This window comes from Sorangium sp. So ce204, from assembly GCF_051526795.1.
Classification (GTDB): domain Bacteria; phylum Myxococcota_A; class Polyangia; order Polyangiales; family Polyangiaceae; genus Sorangium; species Sorangium cellulosum_B.
Genome location: NZ_CP150317.1, coordinates 12,671,890 through 12,692,606 on the forward strand (window position 1 = coordinate 12,671,890; position 20,717 = coordinate 12,692,606).

15 protein-coding genes are annotated in these 20,717 nt (G+C 72.5%); 12 read left to right on the plus strand and 3 right to left on the minus strand.

All coding sequences use genetic code 11. The annotated features are described in order from the left end of the window. Positions 1–489 precede the first annotated feature (489 nt). From WMF22_RS47930 to WMF22_RS47945, 4 genes are all read left to right on the plus strand, one after another. Positions 490–654: a DUF1328 domain-containing protein gene (locus WMF22_RS47930; protein ID WP_437296508.1), complete on the plus strand. Its 165-nt coding sequence runs from the start codon at positions 490–492 to the stop codon at positions 652–654. Between the two features lie 228 nt (positions 655–882). Continuing rightward, on the plus strand, positions 883–1,440 hold the full coding sequence (locus WMF22_RS47935) for a hypothetical protein (RefSeq protein WP_437296509.1): 558 nt from the start codon (positions 883–885) through the stop codon (positions 1,438–1,440). Between the two features lie 43 nt (positions 1,441–1,483). Then, positions 1,484–1,705, plus strand: a complete 222-nt coding sequence (locus WMF22_RS47940) for a hypothetical protein (RefSeq protein ID WP_437296510.1) — start codon at positions 1,484–1,486, stop codon at positions 1,703–1,705. 15 nt (positions 1,706–1,720) lie between these two features. Beyond that, the gene (locus WMF22_RS47945; RefSeq protein ID WP_012241329.1) at positions 1,721–2,005 is read left to right on the plus strand and encodes a hypothetical protein; all 285 of its coding nucleotides are present in this window, start codon (positions 1,721–1,723) and stop codon (positions 2,003–2,005) included. A gap of 34 nt (positions 2,006–2,039) precedes the next feature. Here the strand turns inward: WMF22_RS47945 and WMF22_RS47950 are convergent, their stop codons facing one another. Beyond that, positions 2,040–2,519, minus strand: a complete 480-nt coding sequence (locus WMF22_RS47950; protein WP_437296511.1) for a hemerythrin domain-containing protein — start codon at positions 2,517–2,519, stop codon at positions 2,040–2,042. Positions 2,520–3,316: 797 nt separating this feature from the next. Between WMF22_RS47950 and WMF22_RS47955 the strand changes: the two genes are divergently transcribed. The 3 genes from WMF22_RS47955 to WMF22_RS47965 are packed head-to-tail and all read left to right on the plus strand — an operon-like array spanning position 3,317 to position 5,841. Next, a complete protein-coding gene (locus WMF22_RS47955; protein WP_272096441.1) occupies positions 3,317–4,750 on the plus strand; it encodes a sigma-54-dependent transcriptional regulator in 1,434 nt (477 codons plus the stop codon). Positions 4,751–4,777: 27 nt separating this feature from the next. Then, positions 4,778–5,470, plus strand: coding sequence for a histidine kinase (locus WMF22_RS47960; RefSeq protein WP_437296512.1), 693 nt, complete (start codon positions 4,778–4,780; stop codon positions 5,468–5,470). After that, positions 5,470–5,841 carry a response regulator gene (locus WMF22_RS47965; protein WP_437296513.1) on the plus strand — a complete coding sequence of 124 codons (372 nt, stop codon included), beginning with the start codon at positions 5,470–5,472 and terminating at the stop codon, positions 5,839–5,841. The genes WMF22_RS47960 and WMF22_RS47965 overlap by 1 nt, the downstream gene beginning before the upstream one ends. 96 nt (positions 5,842–5,937) lie before the next feature. Here WMF22_RS47965 and WMF22_RS47970 read toward each other — a convergent pair whose 3' ends face one another. Next, positions 5,938–7,368, minus strand: a complete 1,431-nt coding sequence (locus WMF22_RS47970; protein WP_437296514.1) for a helix-turn-helix domain-containing protein — start codon at positions 7,366–7,368, stop codon at positions 5,938–5,940. 210 nt (positions 7,369–7,578) lie between these two features. On the opposite strand from WMF22_RS47970, the gene aceB reads away from it, so the two are divergent. From aceB to WMF22_RS47995, 5 genes are all read left to right on the plus strand, one after another. Next, on the plus strand, positions 7,579–9,201 hold the full coding sequence (gene aceB, locus WMF22_RS47975; protein ID WP_438034104.1) for a malate synthase A: 1,623 nt from the start codon (positions 7,579–7,581) through the stop codon (positions 9,199–9,201). Positions 9,202–9,276: 75 nt separating this feature from the next. Further along, a complete protein-coding gene (aceA, locus tag WMF22_RS47980) occupies positions 9,277–10,575 on the plus strand; it encodes an isocitrate lyase (protein WP_437296516.1) in 1,299 nt (432 codons plus the stop codon). Between the two features lie 599 nt (positions 10,576–11,174). Continuing rightward, positions 11,175–11,519 (plus strand): hypothetical protein, encoded by a 345-nt coding sequence (locus tag WMF22_RS47985; protein WP_437296517.1) that lies wholly within the window; start codon positions 11,175–11,177, stop codon positions 11,517–11,519. 94 nt (positions 11,520–11,613) lie between these two features. Next, the gene (locus WMF22_RS47990) at positions 11,614–12,450 is read left to right on the plus strand and encodes a hypothetical protein (protein ID WP_438034105.1); all 837 of its coding nucleotides are present in this window, start codon (positions 11,614–11,616) and stop codon (positions 12,448–12,450) included. 11 nt (positions 12,451–12,461) lie between these two features. Then, positions 12,462–16,409, plus strand: coding sequence for a serine/threonine-protein kinase (locus WMF22_RS47995; RefSeq protein WP_437296519.1), 3,948 nt, complete (start codon positions 12,462–12,464; stop codon positions 16,407–16,409). 28 nt (positions 16,410–16,437) lie between these two features. Here WMF22_RS47995 and WMF22_RS48000 read toward each other — a convergent pair whose 3' ends face one another. Then, a complete protein-coding gene (locus WMF22_RS48000) occupies positions 16,438–20,712 on the minus strand; it encodes a serine/threonine-protein kinase (protein WP_438034106.1) in 4,275 nt (1,424 codons plus the stop codon). Positions 20,713–20,717: the final 5 nt, after the last annotated feature.

A 20,717-nucleotide genomic window follows, 5' to 3' on the forward strand; every position in this document is an offset into this window, starting at 1 on the left:
GCGCACTGCCAGCGCGGCTCACCCCGCCTCGGACGGCCGGCCGCCACCCTCCTGAGACAGCCGCGGCCGGCTCTCCGTCGGCGTCGATCTCGACACCGGCCTTGAGCTGAGCCTGACTTCCACCTCGCCAGTACAAGCCCAGGCGCGAGCAAGCGTTGTGCCGAGATCGGCCAGCCGATGAACGAGAGGATGCGCGGTGCGCGACGTCACGAGTGAGGCAATTTGCCGCAGCTCCCCCGCCTGCCCGTGTCGCGCGTCGGCATCTGCAGCGAGCCGCCGGGGCGCCCGGGCGCTCCGCGGATCCGGGGAACTCGCGATGTCGCGGCACGTCGGCTGCAACGCCGTAACGCCGTAACGCGGTAACGACGTAACCGCTGCAATCGCTGCAACAACGCAGCATCGAAGCGCTGGAACACCGATCGACACAGTGATCCACCCAGTGATTCACCCAGTCATTCACCCAGTCATTCACCCGATGAGGAGGTTGTCATGCTCAGTTGGAGTGTCGCGTTCTTCGTCGTGGCGATCATCGCTGCGATCCTCGGCTTCGGCGGCCTCGCGGCGAGCGCCGCTTCGGTGGCGAAGTTGCTCTTCGTCATCTTCCTCATCCTGGCGGTCGTCTCCCTCGCGCTCGGCCGACGCGCCCCGACCTGACGCCACGCGGATCGCACGTGCTCGGAGGCCACGATCGGGGCGACATGCCTCGCCAGGACGAGCGGTATCCATGCTTCCGCATGGCACGTCTGTCGCAATGCCCGCGGATCGACCCATCTATCGCGCCATGAGGCCCATCTCGGGCGGCGTCGGTAGGGCGACCGTGACGCGCCGGGCGCTCGCCCGGACGCGAGGTCGCGCGTCGACCCCAGACCAGAGGAGATCATCATGTTGACCGTCCGAACATTCCTGCCTATCGCCATCGTCATGAGCGCCGTCGTGGGCTGCGAGTCTCCCACGGCGGACGCGCAAACCAAGGCCGAGCGCGCGCAGCGCGAGGCGCAGCAGAAGGCGGCGGAGGTCGCCACCGAGCTCGACAAGAAGGTCGCCGAGATCGACCAGAAGGCCGAGCGGGCCACCGACGACGCGCTCCGCGAGGCCGCGGAGAAGCTCAACAACGCCGCCGTCGAGGCCCAGGAGAAGACCGCAGAGGCCGAGGCGGAGCTGGCGAAGGCGCGCGCGGACGTGCGCGCGTCCACGTCGCGCAGGATCGAGGATCTCGAGAAGGATGCCGTCGAGCTCCGCGAAAAGGCCGAGAAGAAGCTGCCCAAGGACGAGGTCGGCAGGCTGATGAAGGACGTGGAGGACAAGTCGGAGGCGGTCCGCAGGAGCCTGCGCGACCTCGACACGGCGACCGGCGAGACGCTCGACCGGGTGAAACAAGGCGTCTACCAGCGCGTGGAGGAGCTGGATCGCGCGATCCAGGCGGTGAAGCGGCGCGTTTGATGCAGGCTCGCCTGGGCCCAGCAAGGCTCGACACGAGGAGGACATGATGGCGAATCAGAAGGCGACTCAGCAGACCCCGTCGGCGGACATCGAGGGAGAGGGCAACCGCACGGCCGATCGGCGTTACCGAGAAGGGGTGGAGAAGTCGGTGAAGGCCGGCAAGATCAAGGAGCACGCCGAGGAGGCCGCCCGCGCGCTCGACGGACCCGAGGGCGGCGAGCTGCGCGAAGCCGAGGAAGCTGCGCGGCGAGGTCAACCCAGCTGAACCGGGTGAGCAGCGATGATCCGCGAGCTCCGATGCAAAGCCTGTGGCCGCCGGTACGTCTTCGTGTCGACGGCGGCCACGCCCTGCCGGGCCTGCGGCTCGGCCCTCGACGAGGTGGAGCTCGAGCGCGGCGTTTACGAGCTCGTCACGAACGACGCGCGGAGCCCCGCCTCGACCGCTCCGTCGAGCCCGGCGGACCCCATGGTCCCCGAGGATCTCGGCTACGGCGAGTCCCATGGATATGGACCCGCGCACGGCGGCCCGACCGGCCCCGGCGACGCGCCCGCGACCGGCCCCTGATCCACCGCCGCCCGCCGGAGGAGGGCGCCGGCCGTCAGGCCGCCCTCGCCGTGCGGAGCGGGGCGTGGCTCGAGGCGTGGGGGCGGCGGGAGTGGGCGATGAGCGCCTCGAAGAGCTCCAGCATCTGCCGGCCGAGGCGCTCGTTCGTGTCCTCGGTCAGCTCCGCCTCGATCCTCGGCAAGAGGTCCCGCTCCTCCTCCTCGGCGTGGTGCGTGACGAGCTCCCTCAGGGTGGCCAGCCTGGCCTGGAAGCTCGGGTCCTCCGGCGCCGTGCCGACGACGCGGCGGATCTCGAACCGCGTGACCGTATGCTCCTCGCAAGCTCCGCCGATGAGGTCCGGCTCGACGGCGAGCAGCTCCGGGAAGAGGACCACCTGCTCGGCGAGCATGTGGGCGAGGAGGTGCTTGGTCAGCTCGTCCGTCGCTCCCCGGACATCGCCTGTGGTCGAGAGGGCCAGATCGAACAGCCTCTCGGCTTCGCGGTGTTGCCCCTTCAAGAGCTGTGTCGCCTTCATGCATTCTCCTCTCAAGGACCGGACGTCGGGTTGTTGTTCATCGAGGTGGCTGGGCCGCCGTTCATCGAGGTGGAAAGGAGCTCGTCACGCTCGCTCGCTCGCGACCAGCTCACGCAGCGGCTGAGGGCGAGGGCCCGCGGCGGCGCGCCGAGCTTCAGCGGGGTGATATCGCGCCGTCGCGCAGCGTCAGCGACGAGGCCCGCGAGCGCGGGAGCCCCCCTCCCGCCCCCTCTTCTGCATGAGGCGCACTCAAGCAATCACCGTGCCGATTAGGTTCATTCCGGATGCGAAGAGACGCTGGACACCGGACAGGGAATATCGATGTGGAATTTCGCCTCTCGCCATGGCTTCCGGAGCCCGGGCGAACTCGGCTGTTGCCTTCAGGCGGCGCCGTCTGATCGAGAGAGGCGCCGGTCCGCGGGGGACCGCGGCGATGCCTCGGTAGCGGCCCCTCGCCCCGCGTGACCCGCCGGAGGCGCGGCACGCGCCCCGACGAGGCGCGCCGCCGGCTCGCGCCGATCCACGGAGGAACGGCGGGTCGGTGAGCCCCCACCGGCCGTGGCGCCTCCAGCGCAGCGGCGCTGACTGGCCCCCGTCGGCGGCGGACCGCTCGGCCGCTGCGCGCGGCCGGTGCCATCCAGGATGGGGCAAGAACGCGCACCTGTGGCGAAACGTCACGTTGGAAGGACGTCAGCGAGGAGCGGACTGGGCTTGATGGCGCGAACTCTCCGTGGCACGTTCCCTGCAAGTGCAGGCAGCGGTCGACCTTTAGAAGAGCTGCCGGGGAAGGACACGCGATGAGCGGCAGGATACTCGTCGTCGACGACGACGAAGCGACGTGTGATCTGGTCGAAGCCCTCCTCAAGAGGCAGGAGTTCTCCGTCGCGGCGCGCACCTCGGCCAAGAGCGCGCTCGAGCTGGTGAGCGAGGACGATTTCGACGTCGTGTTGACCGACGTCGGTATGAGCGAGATGAGCGGCCTGGAGCTCTGCGAGCGCATCCTCGGCGCCCGCCCCGACATGCTCGTCATCGTCATGACGGCGCTCGGGAGCATGGAGACCGCCATTTCCTCCATGCGCGCCGGGGCGTTCGACTTCGTCACGAAGCCGCTCGACGCGAACCTCCTCGGCCTGACGGTCTCGCGCGCCGTCCAGCACAGGCGCCTCCGCTCGGAGGTGAAGCGCCTGCGCGAGGCGGCCCACGACGTCCAGCAGACCAAGGGCCTCGTCGGGCGAAGCCCTGCGATGAAGCGCGTCTACGATCTGATCGGCCGCGTCGCGCGGAGCGACGCCTCGGTCCTCGTGCACGGCGAGACGGGCACCGGCAAGGAGCTCATCGCGCGGGCGATCCACGAGGCCAGCGGCCGGTCCGGCCCCTTCGTGGCGGTCAATTGCGCCGCGGTGCCCCAGGCGCTCCTCGAGAGCGAGCTCTTCGGCCACGCGCGCGGCGCCTTCACCGACGCCAAGACCCAGCGCACCGGCCTGTTCCTGGAGGCCAGCGGCGGCACCATCTTCCTCGACGAGATCGGCGAGATGCCGCTCGAGGTCCAGCCGAAGCTGCTCCGCGCGCTGCAGGAGCGCAAGGTGCGGCCGGTGGGCTCGAACGCCGAGATCCCCTTCGACGCCCGCATCGTGACGGCGACGAACCGCGATCTCGAGACCGAGGTGTACGAGAAGCGGTTCCGCGAGGACCTCTACTACCGGGTCAACGTCGTGAAGATCGACCTGCCGCCCCTGCGGGAGCGCGGCACCGACGTGCTCCACCTCGCGATGCACTTCCTCGAGAAGTTCTCGTCCCGCAGCAGCAAGGGCGTGCTCTCGCTCTCGACCGCGGCCGCGGAGAAGCTCACGGCGTACAACTGGCCGGGCAACGTGCGCGAGCTCGAGAACAGCATCGAGCGCGCGGTGGCGCTGGCGCGCTTCGAGCAGATCACGGTCGAGGACCTGCCGGAGAAGGTCCAGGCCTACCGGCCGGACCGCTTCGTCGTCGCCGTCGACGAGCCGGCGGAGATCATGACGATGGACGAGCTCGAGAAGCGCTACATCAAGCGCGTGCTCGCGCTCGTCGGCGGCAACAAATCGCGCGCCGCCCAGATGCTCGGGTTCGATCGGCGGACGCTCTACCGCAAGCTGGAGCGCTACGGGGAGCAGGACGGCTCGGGCGGGGACGAGGGCCCGGACAAGGACAAGGCGGCCTCTTCGCCGGGCTCGGCGAGCTCCTCGTTGAGCTGAGGCGGGACGCGAGGCGAGGCGTAACGAATGAGCGAAAAGGCGCTGTCCGACTCGATTTACAGGCTGTTCGCGCGCGCGGGGCACGACGTGCGCGGGCCCGCCGGGGTGGTGGCCACGGCGCTCAACGAGCTGGAGAGCGTCCTCGGGGGCGAGGCCACCGCCCAGAACGCGGCGTACTTCACCATGGCGCGGCGGGGCGTGCGCCGCCTGCTGCGCCTCGCCGACCGCTACACCGCCGCGTCCGAGCTGTCGCGGCAGCTCGACGCCCCGGCGCAGCCGCTCGACCTCGAGGCGCTCGTCCAGAAGGCCGTCGCGGAGGCGTCGTTCGTCTACGGGCGGCGCGACGTCACGGTGGCGCTCGACCTCGTCCCTGTGCGCGGCTTCGCGCACGCCGCGTCGATGACCGCGGCGCTCTCGGACGCGCTCATGCTCGCCCTGAACGTCGCCCGCGCGCGGGTCGTCGTTGCGCTCGCGGCCCACGGCGATCGCGCGCGGGTGGTGGTGACGAGCGACTCGAGCGCGGCCTCGGTGGAGAAGCTCTTCGAGGCGGCGCTCGCGCCGGACGCGGATCCGCTCGCCGACGGCGGGCTGCCCGTCCGGGTGATCGACGGCGTGCTCAAGGCGCACGGCGGCGAGGCGCGGGCCGACCGCGTCGGCGCGGAGACGCAGATCACCCTGGAGTGGCCGCTGAACGCGGCCGATCGCAAGGCGGGGGCCTGATGAGCGCGGAGCTGCCGCAGGTGCTGGTGCTCGACGACGACGACGACACGGCGGCGCTGCTCGGCATGGCGCTCCGCCGCCGCGGCTTCCGCGTGCTCGTGGCGCGCTCGTGCGAGGAAGGGCGCTCGACGCTCGCCGCGAGCGCGGTCGACGCCCTGGTGACGGACGTGTCGCTCCCCGACGGCAGCGGCGTCGAGCTTGTCGCGTCGCTCGTGGACAGGCCGCGGGCGGTGATCGTCGTGAGCGGATTCGGCGGGGACGACGATCGCGAGAAGAGCCGGACGGCCGGCGCTCACGCGCACATGGTCAAGCCCATCGACGTGGCCCGGCTCGTGGCCACGCTCAACCAGCTGCTCGGGCGGCCCAGCTGAGCGGGCCGCCGGCGGTCCCGCGCCGCGCGCCGGCCACCCCGGCGCGCGGAGCAGGGCGGCCGCGGGCTCGCCGCACTTGTCGCCTCACTTGTCGCCTCACTTGTCGACTGACGCGTAGAACGAGACGCCCCGCCGGTTCTCGTCGAGGCGGAGCGGGTGCTGCAGCGCCGGCAGCGCGCGCTGGGCGCAGTCGAGGCGCTCGCAGGTCCGGCACGTGACGCCGACGGGCACGGCCGCGCCGATGTTGTCCAGGTCGATCCCGTCGGCGTAGACGAGCTCGCGGGCATAGCGGACGTCGCAGCCCATGCCGATCGACTGCACCGTGTGGGGGACGTGGTAGCCGCCGCGGTCGCTGCGCACGGTGCGCGCGATGCAGAAGTAGACGGCGCCGTCGGGCATCTGCGAGAGCTGGATCCGGATCATGCCGGGCGTCATCAGGGCGGCGTGGACGTTCCAGCGGGGGCACGCGCCGCTGAACCGCGCGAACCGTATGCCGGAGCCGCTGAAGCGCTTCGAGATGTTGCCCGCGATGTCGATGCGGACCATGTGCATCGGCACCCCCTCGGCGCCCGGCCGGCGGAGCGTCGTCAGCCGGTGGCACACCTGCTCGAAGCTCGTGCCGAACCGGTGCGCGAGGAGCTCGATGTCGTAGCGCTCGGCGCGCGCCGCCTCCAGGAACGGCTGGTACGGCATGAGGATCGCGGCGGCGAAGTAGTTGGCCAGCGCGACGCGGGCGAGCGCGCGGGACTCCGGGGTCGTGAGGTTCTCGTCGCGCAGGATGCGGTCGATGGCCGTCGATTGCGTCAGGAGGCCGAGCTGGTGCGCGAGCTGGAACCTGCGGCTCCGGGGCGGCAGCACCTCGGAGATGCTCAGCACGCGCCTGTCGGGGTCGTACCGCCGCATCGCCTGGCGCTCGTCCGCGACCCGGACGATGCGCACCTCGATGCCGCGCGTCGCGTGGAGGTACCGGACGAGCCCGCGGTAGACGTCGTCCGCGTCGAGCTCCGCCTCGCGCCAGAGCGCCTCGGCGCCTTCCTCGAGCTCCGCGAAATGGTTCATCCGGCGCTGGATGAGATCGCTGACCTCCTCGGACGGTAGACGCGAGTTGTCGACCGCGACGAACCCGTCCCCCGCCAGCCGCTCTCCCAGCGTATCCAGCGATTCGCGCGTCGTCGCGTAGGTCCGGTAGAGCGTGAGCACCGCGCGCGCGACGTTCGGGGACGCCGCGACGAGCTCCCGCAGATCCGCGTTCGTCAGCCCGTGGCTCTCGAAGATGGGATCGCCGAACACCTCGTGGAGATCGGCCGTGAGCCGGACGTCCTCTTCCGACGCGAAGTTCTGGAGGTCGAGCTGGAATATCTGGGCGAGCCGGATGAGCAGCGGCGCAGTCAGCGGACGCCGGTTGTTCTCTATCAAGTTCAGATAGCTCGCCGAGACACCGAGGCGCTCCGCCAGATCGACCTGCGTCATGTGCTCGCGACGCCGGAGCGCGCGGACCTTGGCTCCGAGAAGAGGTGCATCGGCCATGAGGACCCTCCCGACGTGACCAGGACAACCTGGATGAAATGTAGGCGCAGCTCGCCTGGTGGAAATTTACAATAGTTTACACGTTAACACGCTGTAAAGCCCTTTCGTCTACATCGTTATCCGCCTGCATTTCAGAGCGAAGTTGACGCTGAAACCTCGTCGACAAACATAGGTTGCTTGTAACGACGCGCAGCGTTGCAGGAGATGTGGATGAGCCAGAATCATGAGACCGCAAGCGTCCGCTTGCTCGCTCCTCGGGTCGGGGGAGACGAGTCCGTCCTCACGCCAGAGGCCCTTCGTTTCCTCTCCGGTCTTGGGCGCAAGTTCGCTGACCGGGTACCCGCCCTGCTCGCCCGGCGGCGCGCCGTGCAAGAGCGGCTGGACGCGGGCGAACGGTTCGATTTTCTCCCCGAGACGCGGGATGTGCGCGAGGGCGACTGGACGGTGGCGCCGCTGCCCGACGACCTGCTCGACCGGCGCGTGGAGATCACGGGTCCGGTCGATCCCAAGATGATCATCAACGCGCTGAACTCGGGCGCGAGCGTGTTCATGGCCGATTTCGAGGACGCCACGTCGCCCACGTGGAAGAACCTCATCGAGGGGCAAGCGGCGCTGAGGCTCGCGGCGCGGCGCGAGCTCCGTTACGACGACCCGGCGACCGGCAAGCGGTACGCCCTCGGAGACAGGCTGGCGACGCTGCTCGTGCGCCCGCGCGGCTGGCACCTCCCCGAGAGGCACGTCGAGCTCGACGGCAAGCCGCTGCCAGGCGGGCTCTTCGATTTCGGACTCTATTTCTTCCACAACGCGCGTGAGCTCGTCCGCCGCGGTACCGGGCCTTACTTCTATCTGCCGAAGATGGAGAGTCACCTGGAGGCGCGCCTCTGGAACGACGTCTTCGTTTTCGCGCAAGAGGCGCTCGGCCTCCCCATCGGCACGATCAAGGCCACGGTCCTCATCGAGACGCTGCCCGCGGCGTTCGAGATGGACGAGATCCTCCACGAGCTCCGGCAGCACTCGGCCGGCCTCAACTGCGGTCGCTGGGACTACATCTTCAGCTTCATCAAGAAGCTCCGGAACGACCCCGCCTGCGTGATGCCGGACCGCTCGCAGGTGACGATGGAGCAGCATTTCCTGCGCTCGTACACGCAGCTGCTCGTGAAGACGTGCCACCGCCGCGGCGTCCACGCGATGGGCGGCATGGCGGCGCAGATCCCGATCAAGAGCGACCCGGAGGCGAACCGCGCGGCGCTCGACAAGGTGCGCGCCGACAAGCTGCGCGAGGTGAAGGACGGACACGACGGCACCTGGGTCGCGCACCCGGGGCTCGTGCCGCTCGCGCGCGAGGTGTTCGACGCGCACATGCCCGCTGCGAACCAGATCGAGCGCAAGCGCGAGGACGTCCGCGTCTCGGCGGCCGACCTGCTGCGCGTCCCGGAGGGCGCGCGCACCGAGGCCGGCCTGCGCCACAACATCCGGGTCGGCGTCCAGTACCTCGAGGCGTGGATCAGCGGCCTCGGCTGCGTCCCGCTCTACAACCTGATGGAGGACGCGGCCACCGCGGAGATCTCCCGCACCCAGGTCTGGCAATGGATCCGCCACGGGGCGACGCTCGACGACGGCCAGCCGCTCACCGTGGAGCGCTTCCGCGCGGCGGTGGACGGCGAGATGGCCGCGCTCCGCGGCGCGCTCGGCCCGTCGCGCTTCGACGGCGGCCGCTTCGCCGAGGCGCGCGCGCTGTTCGAGCGGCTCTCGATCGGAGAGACCTTCGAGGAGTTCCTCACGCTGCCTGCTTACGAGCTCTTGATCTCCACCGCCGGAGAGCGGCGCTCGTGACGCCCGGCGCGCTTCGTTTGACGTCGACACAGCGGCCGCTGCCGCCCCCAACCCCAACGCACTAGGAGCCCAGTCATGTCCGCTGCTTTCCCGCTGAACACGCCGATCTCCGCCGACTCGCTGCACGCGCCGCCGAGCGACACCGTCCCGGGCCGGTGGAGCGGCGTCGTCCGCCCGTACTCCGAGGCGGACGTCGCGCGCCTCCGCGGCACCGTCCGTATCGACTACACGCTCGCGACCCTCGGCGCCAAGCGGCTCTGGAACCTGATGCACGCCGAGCCCTACGTGGCGGCGCTCGGCGCCCTCACCGGCAACCAGGCGATGCAGCAGGTCCGGGCCGGGCTCAAGGCCATCTACCTGAGCGGGTGGCAGGTGGCGGCCGACAACAACGAGGCCGGGACCATGTACCCCGACCAGAGCCTGTACCCGGCGAACAGCGTCCCGACGCTCGTGCGCCGCATCAACCAGGCGCTCCTCCGCGCCGACCAGATCGAGAGCGCCGAGGGCAAGGCGGGGCGCTACTGGCTCGCGCCCATCATGGCCGACGCGGAGGCGGGCTTCGGCGGGCCGCTCAACGCCTTCGAGCTGATGAAGGCCATGATCGAGGCGGGCGCCTCGGGCGTTCACTTCGAGGACCAGCTCGCCTCCGAGAAGAAGTGCGGGCACATGGGCGGCAAGGTCCTCGTCCCGACCAGCCAGTTCATCCGCACGCTGATCGCGGCCCGCCTCGCCAGCGACGTCATGGGCGTACCGACCGTCCTCGTGGCCCGCACGGACGCCGACAGCGCCAAGCTGATCACGTCCGACGTCGACCCGCGCGACAGGCCGTTCGTCACGGGCGAGCGCACGCCCGAGGGCTTCTTCGTGCTGAAGGGCGGCCTCGAGGCGGCCATCGCGCGCGGGCTCGCGTACGCGCCCTACGCGGACCTCGTCTGGTGCGAGACATCGACGCCGGACCTCGATCAGGCGAAGCGCTTCGCGGAGGGGATCCACAAGCAGTTCCCGGGCAAGCTGCTCGCCTACAACTGCTCGCCTTCGTTCAACTGGAAGAAGCACCTCGACGACGCGACGATCGCCCGGTTCCAGCGCGAGCTCGGCGCGATGGGGTACAAGTTCCAGTTCGTGACCCTCGCCGGGTTCCACTCGCTGAATCACAGCATGTTCGAGCTCGCCCGCCAGTACCAGCGCCGGGGGATGGCGGCGTACTCCGAGCTCCAGCAGGCCGAGTTCGCCGGCGAGCAGTTCGGCTACAGCGCGACCCGCCACCAGCGCGAGGTCGGGACGGGCTACTTCGACGAGGTCGCTCAGGTGATCTCGGGCGGCGCTGCGTCCACGCTGGCCCTCCACGAGTCCACCGAGGCCGCCCAGTTCTGAGCGCCCGCGCGGGCGTGCGCCGTCCGTCGCGCACGCCCGCGCCTGCCGGCCGCGGCGCCCCCCCAAGAAGTGGTCCCGGCGCGCGCCCGGGCAGCAGGCGCGGCTCGGCTACGCCGGGTTCGTCACCTGTCGCGACGTGGTGAGAGACGAGGCCACAGGAGAGGTCGTCGAGCTCCGCCGCACGTACGAGCGCCCCCACGAAGAGCGGTGACGCGCCCGACGGCCGCAAGCCGAAGGGAACGTCGCTCTGGGTCTCGGCCGCCCATGCGCTCACCGCCGAGGCCCGGCTCCACGACCGGCTCGTCGCGGCCGAGCGGCCCGACGCGGTCGAAGGGGGGAAGGGATTTTCTGGAGAACTTGAATCCTGGTTGGCTGGTTGCCCTGAGCGGGTGTCAGGTGGAACCGAGCCTGTCCACGGTCGAGAAGGCGCCGCCGCCGGAGCCTCGGCGCGAGCGCGCGCCCTCCGAGGAGCGCCTCGCGCGGCTCGACCCGGCGCGGGCCGAGAAGGCCAGACACCTCATCGAAACACGTGGGATACCGGGCGTTGACGATGACGAGACGATTTCCGGGAAGAGTGAAAAGCTGTCCTCACTGAGATAATGCAGCAGGGCGGTAGTCCGAAGACGAAGGCGATCGTCGCGCAGAGAGGGCTCCGGCAGGTCGCCGACGAAGGCGCCCTAGAGCGCGTCGTCGACCCGATCATCGCCGGCCACGCAGGCGAGGTTCCCCGCTTCCATGCGGGGAATTCGAAGCGGATCGGGCTCTTCGTCGGTCAGGTCATGAAGGCTCCGGCGGCAAGGCGAGCCCCGACCTGGTCACTCCGCTGCTGCCCAGGAAGCTGGCGTAAATCTCCCACCCACGCGCTGTTTCGCTTCCCCCCCGACGCAGGGTGCGCCCGAGTGCTGCGCTCTGCGTTATCCCACTCCCGGCACCTGACTACGTAACGCCTGTCGTGGCGGTGTGGAGAAAGATGTCCAGCAAAATGTTCATAAATCAATTGAGCTTGATAGCTGGAGTGGTGTAGATCTGATTGGTACTATGGAATCTGCACGCCAGTTCGCTCTCCTCGCTTGCGTGGCGGTGTCGTTCTCACAGGCCGCTTGCGTCGCGTCTGCCGGGCTCGAAGGGGACGATGAGGCGGTGGAGGAGGTCCAGCAGGCGGCCATAACGGTCAACGCGCTGACCGTCAATGCGCTGACCGTCAATGCGCTGACCGTCAACGCGCTGACCGTCAACGCGCTGACCGTCAACGCGCTGACCGTCAATTCGTTGATGGGTAATTCGCGGTTGAAAGATGCGCTCCGCTCCCCCGAGTCGAGGGAGCTCCTCAGCTTCATCGTGGGCTGCGCGCTCCCCGAGGAGGCCCGCCTCGACGTCAAGGTCGATGGGGTGCCCTACAGCTTCGCGGGGGATCTCGGCCTCGCGCCCGAGTGGGGCTCGAAGCGTGGCTCGTGTGATGAAGAGTGCCAGGAGTGGGTCTCCGCGTGCCTGCTCGCGCGCGTCAACTACCGGGGCGAACACGTCATGATCTCGCTCCGCGGACAGCACGAAGCGCTCTCGTCCACGAAGCGGGAGCGGGCGAGATACGACGAGGAGGAGGCGACCTACTTCGGTAACGTCTTCCAGAGGCCGCAGCGCCTCTTCGCCTGCCTGGCGCCGGGCAAGCGGCAGATCCCGCGCGTCTGCGGGCCCTCGATCAAGAACTGCCCGATCGATGTCGTGGGCAAGTGTGAGGATGTGTGCGATGGCCCGAGGTCGGACGGCAGCTTCTTGAACTGCCGCGATCGTGAGCCGCTCGACCTTCCGTGCGGTCCCCCCGTCTTTCCGCGCGGCACCGACCGCTACAAGGCTTCGGTGTCCGTCTTCCTCGAGTAGCATCGGGCGGCGTGGATTCCGGCGCCGTCCTCGCGAACCGCTTCGTCGTCGGGCAGAAGGTTGCGGCCGGGGGGATGGGGACGGTCTTTCGCGCGCACGACCGCCTCGACGACCGCCCGGTCGCCCTGAAGGTCCTGCACAGCCGCGAGGCCTTCGACGTCGAGCGGTTCGAGCGTGAGTCGCAGATCCTCGCCGAGCTGAGCCACCCGGGGATCGTGCGGTACGTGGCGCACGGGCGGACCGGCGCCGGGGACCACTACCTCGCCATGGAGTGGCTGGAGGGCGAGGACCTGGCGGCGTGCCTCGCGCGCCGGCAGCTCGCGCTCGCCGAGAGCCTCTCGGTGCTGCGCAGGACCGCGGACGCGCTCGCCTTCGCGCACTCGCGCGGGATCATCCACCGCGACGTCAAGCCGAGCAACATCTTCCTCGTCGCCGGCGACGTCGGCCAGCTCAGGCTCGTCGACTTCGGGATCGCGCGCCCGGACGGGGAGTCTCGGCGGCTCACCTACACGGGCGGGATCCTCGGGACCCCGGGGTACATCGCGCCCGAGCAGATCGAGGGCGGGGGCGCGCTCGACGCGCGGGCGGACGTGTTCTCGCTCGGGTGCGTCTTCTACGAGTGCGTCGCGGGCCGCCCGGCCTTCGAGGGGGCGCACGTCATGGCGGCGCTCGCCAAGCTCCTGTTCCAGACGACCCCACGGCTGCGCGAGGTCCGCGCGGACGTCCCGGAGCCGCTGGAGCAGCTCATGGACCGGATGATGGCGAAGAACCCCGAGGACCGGCCGCGCGACTGCGGCGACGTCGGGGTCGAGCTCGCGCAGATCGCGGAGGTGCTCGACACCTGGGCGACGCCGCGGCCCGCCACGCTGGCCTCCCCGCGCGACGCGACCATGCGCTCGGCGCGGCCCGACGGCTTCCTCACGCGCAGCGAGCAGCGGCTCGTGTCCCTCGTGCTCGCCGGCGAGCCGGACGACGTGCAGATGAGCGTCGCGGCGGCCGGCGGCGTGCCGAGCGCCTCGGACGTCTCGAGCGTGCTGCAGGAGCTCTCGAGCGAGGGCCCGGGCTCCGCGGTGCCGCGCTCGGAGGTGCGGGCCGCGGTGGAGCCCTACGGCGCCCACATCACGGAGATCTCGCGAGGCTCGCTCATCGCGATCCTCGCCGGCGCCGGGAGCGCGGTGGACCGGGCCGAGCGGGCGGCGCGGTGCGCGCTCGCGCTGCGCGCGCGGTTCCCCGGCATCCCGCTCGCCGTCGCCACGGGGCGCGGGGTGTCGTCGGCGAAGCTCATCGAGGGCGACGTCATCGACCGGGGCGTGCGCGCCCTGCGGGCCGCGCACGCCGGGGCGGTCCGGCTCGACGACGTGACGGCCAGCGTGGTCGGCGGCCGGCTCAAGGTGGAGACCGACGAGAACGGGCCGTTCCTCGCGACCGAGACGGCGGCCGACGAGAGCGTCCCCGTGCTCCTCGGCAAGCCGAGCGTCTGGGTCGGCCGCATCCGCGAGCTGTCCATGCTGGAGGGCGTGTTCTCCGGGTGCGTGAGCGAGTCGCTGGCGAGCGCGGTGCTCGTGATCGGCGCGGCGGGGTCCGGGAAGTCGAGGCTCCGCCTGGAGTTCCTCACCCGGGTGCGGCGCCAGTTCGGGTCGGTGGAGATCCTCTCCGGGCGGGCCGAGTCGATGGCCGCGGGGTCCCCGTTCGGCCTCATCGCCGACGCGATCCACAAGGCGGCGGGGATGCGCGAGGGCGAGCCGGTGGAGGCCCGGCGGCGCAAGCTGACGCGCCGGCTAGGGCGCCACCTGAGCGGCGAGTCGCTGAGCCGGATCGCGGCCTTCCTGGGCGAGATCTCGCGGACGCCGTTCCCCGACGGCGAGACGAGCGGGCTGCGCGCGGCGCGCGACAACGCGATGCTCATGGCCGACGCGACGCGCGCGGCGTGGGAGGACTGGCTCGCCGCCGAGTGCGCGGCGCAGCCGGTGCTGCTCGTGCTCGAGGACCTGCACTTCGGCGATCCGGCGACCGTGCGCCTCATCGATCAGACGCTCCGGAACCTCCGGGACCTGCCGCTCATGCTGCTCGCGCTGGCCCGGCCCGAGGTGAGCAAGCAGTTCCCCGCGCTGTGGACCGACCGGGAGGTGCAGACGATCAAGCTCGGGCCGCTGCCCGCCAAGGCGAGCGAGCGCATGGTGCGGAGCGCGCTCGGCGAGGACACGCCCGCGGAGACGGTGGCCCGGGTCGTGGAGCGGGCCGACGGCAACCCGTTCTACCTGGAGGAGCTCATCCGCGCGGTGGCGACGGGCAAGGGGGACGTGCTGCCCGACTCGGTGCTGGGCACGGTCGAGGCGCGGCTCGACGCCGAGGGGCACGAGGCGAAGCGCGTGCTGCGGGCCGCGAGCATCTTCGGCGACCGCTTCTCGAAGCTCGCGGTGGCGGCGCTGCTCGGCGGCGCGACGCGCGTGAAGGAGACCGAGACGTGGCTCGACGCGCTCGCGGCGCGGGAGCTCATCGCCCCGGTCTCGACGCCGGGGTGGCTCATCCCGACGGACTACGTGTTCCGCCACGCGATCGTGCGCGAGGCCGCGTACGCGATGCTCACCGAGCCGGACCGCGCCCTCGGCCACAAGCTGGCCGGCGAGTGGCTCGAGCGCAGCGGGCACACCGACGCGATGGCGCTCGCGGAGCACTTCCGTCGCGGCGGCGAGCCGGCGCGCGCGGTGCGGTGGTACCGGAGGGCCGCGGAGCAGGCGCTCGAGGCGAACGATCTGGCGAGCGCGCTCGCGCGCGCCGAGATGGGCGTCCAGTGCGGGGCGGCCGACGAGGAGCTCGGGCGGCTGCGGCTCGTGGAGGCCGAGATCGCCCTGTGGCAACAGGAGACGGCGCTCGCCGTGCAGCGCGGCACCGAGGCGGCGAGCCTCGTGCGGACCGGGAGCTCGCCGTGGTTCCGCGCCATCGGGCAGGTGATCATCGCGGAGGGGAAGCTCGGCCACTTCGATCGCGTCGAGGCGTGGGCGACGCGGGCGGCCGAGGCGGCGGGCGCGATCAGCGCGCGGATCATGTGCCTGTGCGAGGCCGCGATGTACCTGATCTTCGGCGGCCGCTACACGGCGGCCGACGCGCTGATCCAGATGCTCGAGGCGGCCGCGAGCGAGCCCGCCGGGCTCGAGCCGCAGGCGGCGGGCCAATACCAGCAAGCGCGCGCGATCCGGGCGCACACGAGGGGCGACATCGGGGCCGCGCTGAGCGGGTTCACGGCGGCGAGCGCGGCGTTCGAGCAGGCCGGCGACCGCCGGAACGCCTGCGCGGCGCGCTCGAACCTGGGCTTTTTGTACGGCGAGCTCGGCGACTTCGAGGTGGCCGAGTCCGAGCTCCGGACGGCGCTGGCCGGGGCGCAGCGCATGGGCCTCGACGACCTGGAGACGGCCGCGCTCCAGAACCTCGGCTACGTCATCGCCCACCTGGGGCAGCTCGAGGAGGCGAAGCTCCTCGAGCAGCGCGCCGCCGCGGCGTTCCAGCAGCAGGGCGACCGGCGCATGGAGGGCGTGACGCTGACGTACATGGCGAAGATCATGCTCCTGTCGGGCGATCCCGCGGCCGCCGAGCGCGAGGCGCGCGCCGCGGTCGAGGCGCTGGTGGTGGCGCCTCCGCTCCGCGCCGCCGCCGTGGCGGTGCTCTCGCGCGCGCTGCTCGCGCAGGGCCGCCCGGAAGAGGCGCTGCCGGCCGCGCGCGAGGCGTTCGTGCAGCTCGAGGAGGCGGGCTCGCTCGAGGAGGGCGAGTCGCTCGTGCGGCTCGCCTACGCCGAGGCGCTCGCGGCGGCGGGCGCCGCGCGCGAGGCGGCGGAGGCGCTCGCCGTCGCGCGCCAGCACCTGCTCGACCGCGCGGCGAAGATCAGCGACGCGTCCTTCCGGGAGCGGTTCTTGACGTGCGTGCCCGACAACGCGAAGACCCTCGCGCTCGCCGCCGCCGAGTGACATTTCACGGGGCGGCGGCGCGGCTCGCCTACGCCGGCTGCGTCGGCTGATCCAGGGCGGCCTCCGCCGCCTCGCGCTCGGCGATGGCGGCGGCGTGGCGGCGCAGCCGGTCGCCCATCACGTTCGGGATGCGCGCTGAGGCCGCGAGCGCGGCCGAGAGCGCGCGGCGCGCGGCGGCGAGCCGGCCGCGGCGCAGCGCGGTCACCGCGCGGATCTCGAGGACCTCGATGTGCTCCTGGCCCACGGAGCTCTGGGCCGAGCGGTCCACGAGCGCGTCCCACGCCGCGTCGTCCGCGGCGCCCCTGTCCTGCGTGGCCAGATCGATCATGGCGCAGAGCACCTCCTCCGAGGGGACCATCAGCGCGTCGGCCTGGCCCTCGTCGCGGGCGCGCTCCTGCATCTCGCGCATCTGCTCGAACAGCGCGCGCGCCTCGGCATGCTCGCCGCAAAAGAAGAGGAACCGGGCCTTGAGGAGCAAGGCGACGGGCCGGCACGCCCCGCAGAGCCGGTGCCGCTCGATCTCGAGCGCGCGATCGATGTGCGGCCCCGCCGCCGCGAGGTCGTCCATGAGGTAGAGGTACTCGCCGAGGTTGTACTCGCCGACCCGCTCCAGCCCGCTCTGGCCGAGATCGCGCGCGAGCGCGAGCACCCGCTCGAGGTCGGCGATCATCCGGGCCTTGTCGCCGCGGCACGCCCAGAGGAGCGCGCGGTTGTTCGTCACGGAGCCGAGGTGGAGCGTGTCGTGGTGCGCCTCGCAGAGCGCGATCGCCCGGCCGAGCGCGTCCTCGGCGTCGTCGAGCCGGCCGAGCCCCTGGAGGACGAAGCCGAGCATGAGCAGCGAGATGACGAGCGTCTCGTACCCTTCGTCGCCGAGCGAGGCGGCCGACGCCGCCGCGCGCTCGAGCGCGGTGGCCGCCTCTTCCTCCCGGCTGAAGCGGTGGAGCGTGCGCCCGGCGCCGAGCGCGAGGCGCGCGGTGAGCGCCGGCGACAGCGTGATCTCCTCGGCGAGCACGCCCGCCTCCTCGACGCGCTCCTCGGAGCTCTTGAACTCGTCCATCCAGTCGAGCGCCGTGGCCTCGTCGAGCAGGATGTCGATCTGCGCCCGGACGTCGCCGCGCGCCCGCGCGATGGCCCGCGCGCTGGCGAAATCGGCGAGCGCGTCGTGGTAGCGGCCCAGGCGGTAGCGCATGAGGCCGCGGCCCCGGTGCGCGGCCGCGCGGTCGGGGCGCGCCCCGCCCGGCGCGCGGCGGCTGGGCGGGCCTCCGCCCGGGGCCGTCGGCTCGATCGGCTGCTCCAGGGCGCGGCTGTAGAGCGTCTCCGCGTCGAGGTAGGCGTGCCGGGCGCGCGCGCGCTCCGCCAGGGTGAGGTAGGCGATCTCCGCGATCTCGCCGAGGCCCGCCTGGGCGGCGTGGTACGCGAACGGGATGAGGCGCTCGTTCTTGAGGTGCGGCGCGTCGCGCTCGCCGGCCTCGTCGCCCGCGGCGTCGCGGTGCAGCTTGAAGGCCGCGAGGTGGACGCGCCGGCGGAGCGGCTCGGGCGCGCCGCGGGCCACCGCCTCGCGGACCAGCGCGTGGCGGAAGCCGATGCGCCCCCGCCGGTCCTGGACGAGGAGGCCCGCGGCGATCAGGCGCTTCACGGCGACCGCGGCGTCGAGCGGCAGGTCGTCGGCCTCGCCGTGCTCGTCGAGCCGGTGGAGCACGCCGGCCACCTCGGCGACCGCGACGTCGGGGCCGAGCAGCGCGATGAGCCGCGCGTGCGCCTGCAGCGCGGGCGGGAGCGCGTCGATCTCGCCGAGGGCCAGCCAGTCGAGGAGCGGCATGTCGGGGAGCCGATCGAGCTCGTCGGTGGCGAGGTACCACGCGTCGCCCCGCGGGTGCCGGCGCACGACGCCCCCCCGCTTGAGGCCGCGCACGAGCTCGATGAGCAGGAGCGGGACGCCCTGCGCGCGCTCGACGAGGTGCGCGACCGCGGGCTCGGGCACGTCCTCCGCGGGCAGGAGCAGCCGCCGGCACAGGGCGATCGCGCTCTCGCGATCGAGCGCCTCGAGCCGATAGGTCTCGCGGCGCGCGGCGCGCTCGCCGAAGGAGGGGCGCGCGCTCTCGAAGCTCGGCCGCCCGAACGCGCAGATGAAGAGCGGCGCCTGCGCCTCGGCGAGCGCCGCGTACTCGAGCGCGGCGAGCGCCGCGTCGTCGGCGACGTGCGCGTCGTCGAGCACCACGAAGAGCGGCGTCCGGCGCGAGCGCCGGCGGAGGGCCTCGCCGGCGGCCACGGAGAGCGCGGCGCGGAGCGCGCCGGGCGCCGCGGAGAGCGCGCGGAGCTCGGGGTAGCGCTCCTCGGCGAGCGGGTCGTCGCTGATCCAGCCGAGCGCGAGCGCCACGGCGGCCCCGAGCCGCGCCTGCTGCGCGCCCGCGAGGCGGCGCCGGAGGAGCGCGCTGCCGCCGTCCGCCGGAGGGGACGACGGCAGCGCGAGCGCCCGCTGCAGGATCTCCCGGACGACGCGATCGGCCCCGCCCGCGACCGGCTCGCCGGTCCGGAGCTCGATCACCTCGGCGCGCCCCTCGATCGCGCGCAGCCGCTGCGCGAGCGCGCCGGCGAGGCGGCTCTTGCCGTGGCCGGCCACGCCGATGACGCTGGCGATGGTGGGCGTCGCGGTCGCCACGGCGTCGCGCGCGCCCGCGACCAGCGCGTCGAGCACGTCGCTCCGGCCGAACAGCGGCTGGGAGCTCGAGTCGAACGCGGTGTCGGCGTCGGGCAGGGCGGCGGCCAGCCCGGGCCCGGCGGAGGCCGGTCCTGGCGGGGGGGCGCCGTCGCCCGGGGTCTGGGAGGCGTCGTCGCCGAGCGCCGCCGCGGCCGCCGGCGACAGGGTGAGGCCCGGAGGGCCGCCCGCCGCGAGCCGATCCTCCCGGTGGAAGAGCGGGCTCAGGAACCGCCGCGTGCCGTCGGGCCGCGGCTGGACGGACACGGTCGCGAGGTCGAGCAGCCCGCGGGAGAGGACGCGCTGCTGCTCGAGCTCGCGGCCGGCGTGCACCGCGCGGCGCAGCGGGCTCGCGCCGTCCGCGTGATCGAAGACGGCGACGAAGCGGCCGCCCGCGGCGTGGGCGAGCTCGCCGCCCAGCGCGCTGAGCCTCCGCTGGAGGGCCACGACGTCGAGCTCGGCCTCGAAGAAGAGGAGCGCGACGGCGCGCCGCTCGACGCTGCGGCCGCTCGGCGGCGGCGGCTCGGTGGTGGGGCCCCGGAGGCGCGAGGGGCGGCGCTCCTGGCCGCGCTCGAAGCTCTCCAGGGCGGCGCCGAGCGCCGCGGCGCTCGCGAAGCGCTGGCCCCTGTCCTTCGCGAGGCACCGGAGCACGATCTCCTCGAGCGAGCGCGAGATCGGCGCGATCAGGGAGGGCCGCGGGGGGCGGCGGCTGAGGTGGTCCTGCCGCACCAGGGCGGGGGGTCCCCAGAAGGGCGGCTTGCCGGTGAGCAGCTCGAACAGCACGGCGCCGAGGGCGTACACGTCCGCGCGCGCGTCGACGTCGCCGCGGCCGTCGCACTGCTCGGGGGCCATGTACTCGGCGGTGCCGGGCGCGTCGCTCTCGGCGGTGAGGCGGGGCGACGGCTCGCGGTGCCCCGCGGCGAGGCCGAGATCGATGATGGTGGCGCGGTGCCCGCCAGCTCCGGCGCGCGCGGCGAGCGGCGCGCCGGAGACGAAGATGTTCTCCGGCTTGACGTCGCGGTGCACGTAGCCGCGCGCGTGGATCGCCTCGAGGGCCCGGAGCGCGGAGCGCGCGAGGGCGCACGCCTCGCGCGCCGGCATCGGCCCGGCGACCCCGCGCGCCACGAGGCGGTCGGCGAGCGTGGGGCCGTCGAGGTACTCCATGACGAAGTACGGCGCGCCCGAGGCGAGCTGGCCGCACCCGTAGACGGCGGGCACGTGGGGCGGCCCGACGTCGTAGAGGGCCCGCATCTCCTTGACGAGGCGCGCGCTCGCGTCCGGCTGGTCGACGCGCGCGACCTTGATCGCCACGGTCGGGCCGCCCTCCTCGGGCTCGGCCGCGAACACGGCCCCGAACCCGCCTGCGCCGGCGAGCCGGACGCCCCGGTAGCCTTCGATGCTGGGCACCGCGGTCGCGCCGAGCCAGCTGCCGCTGGACTCGTCCGCGCCGCCGGGCGCGCCGGGCTCGGGGCTCGCCTGCCGCACCACGGGGCCGTGCTCCGGACACCCCGGATCCGCGTGCGCGACGCGCCTGCCGCACTCCCTGCACCGCGCGGTGGGCGCCCCGGAGCGGGCCGCGCTTCCGCCTCGACGAGCATCGGGCAACATGGGGG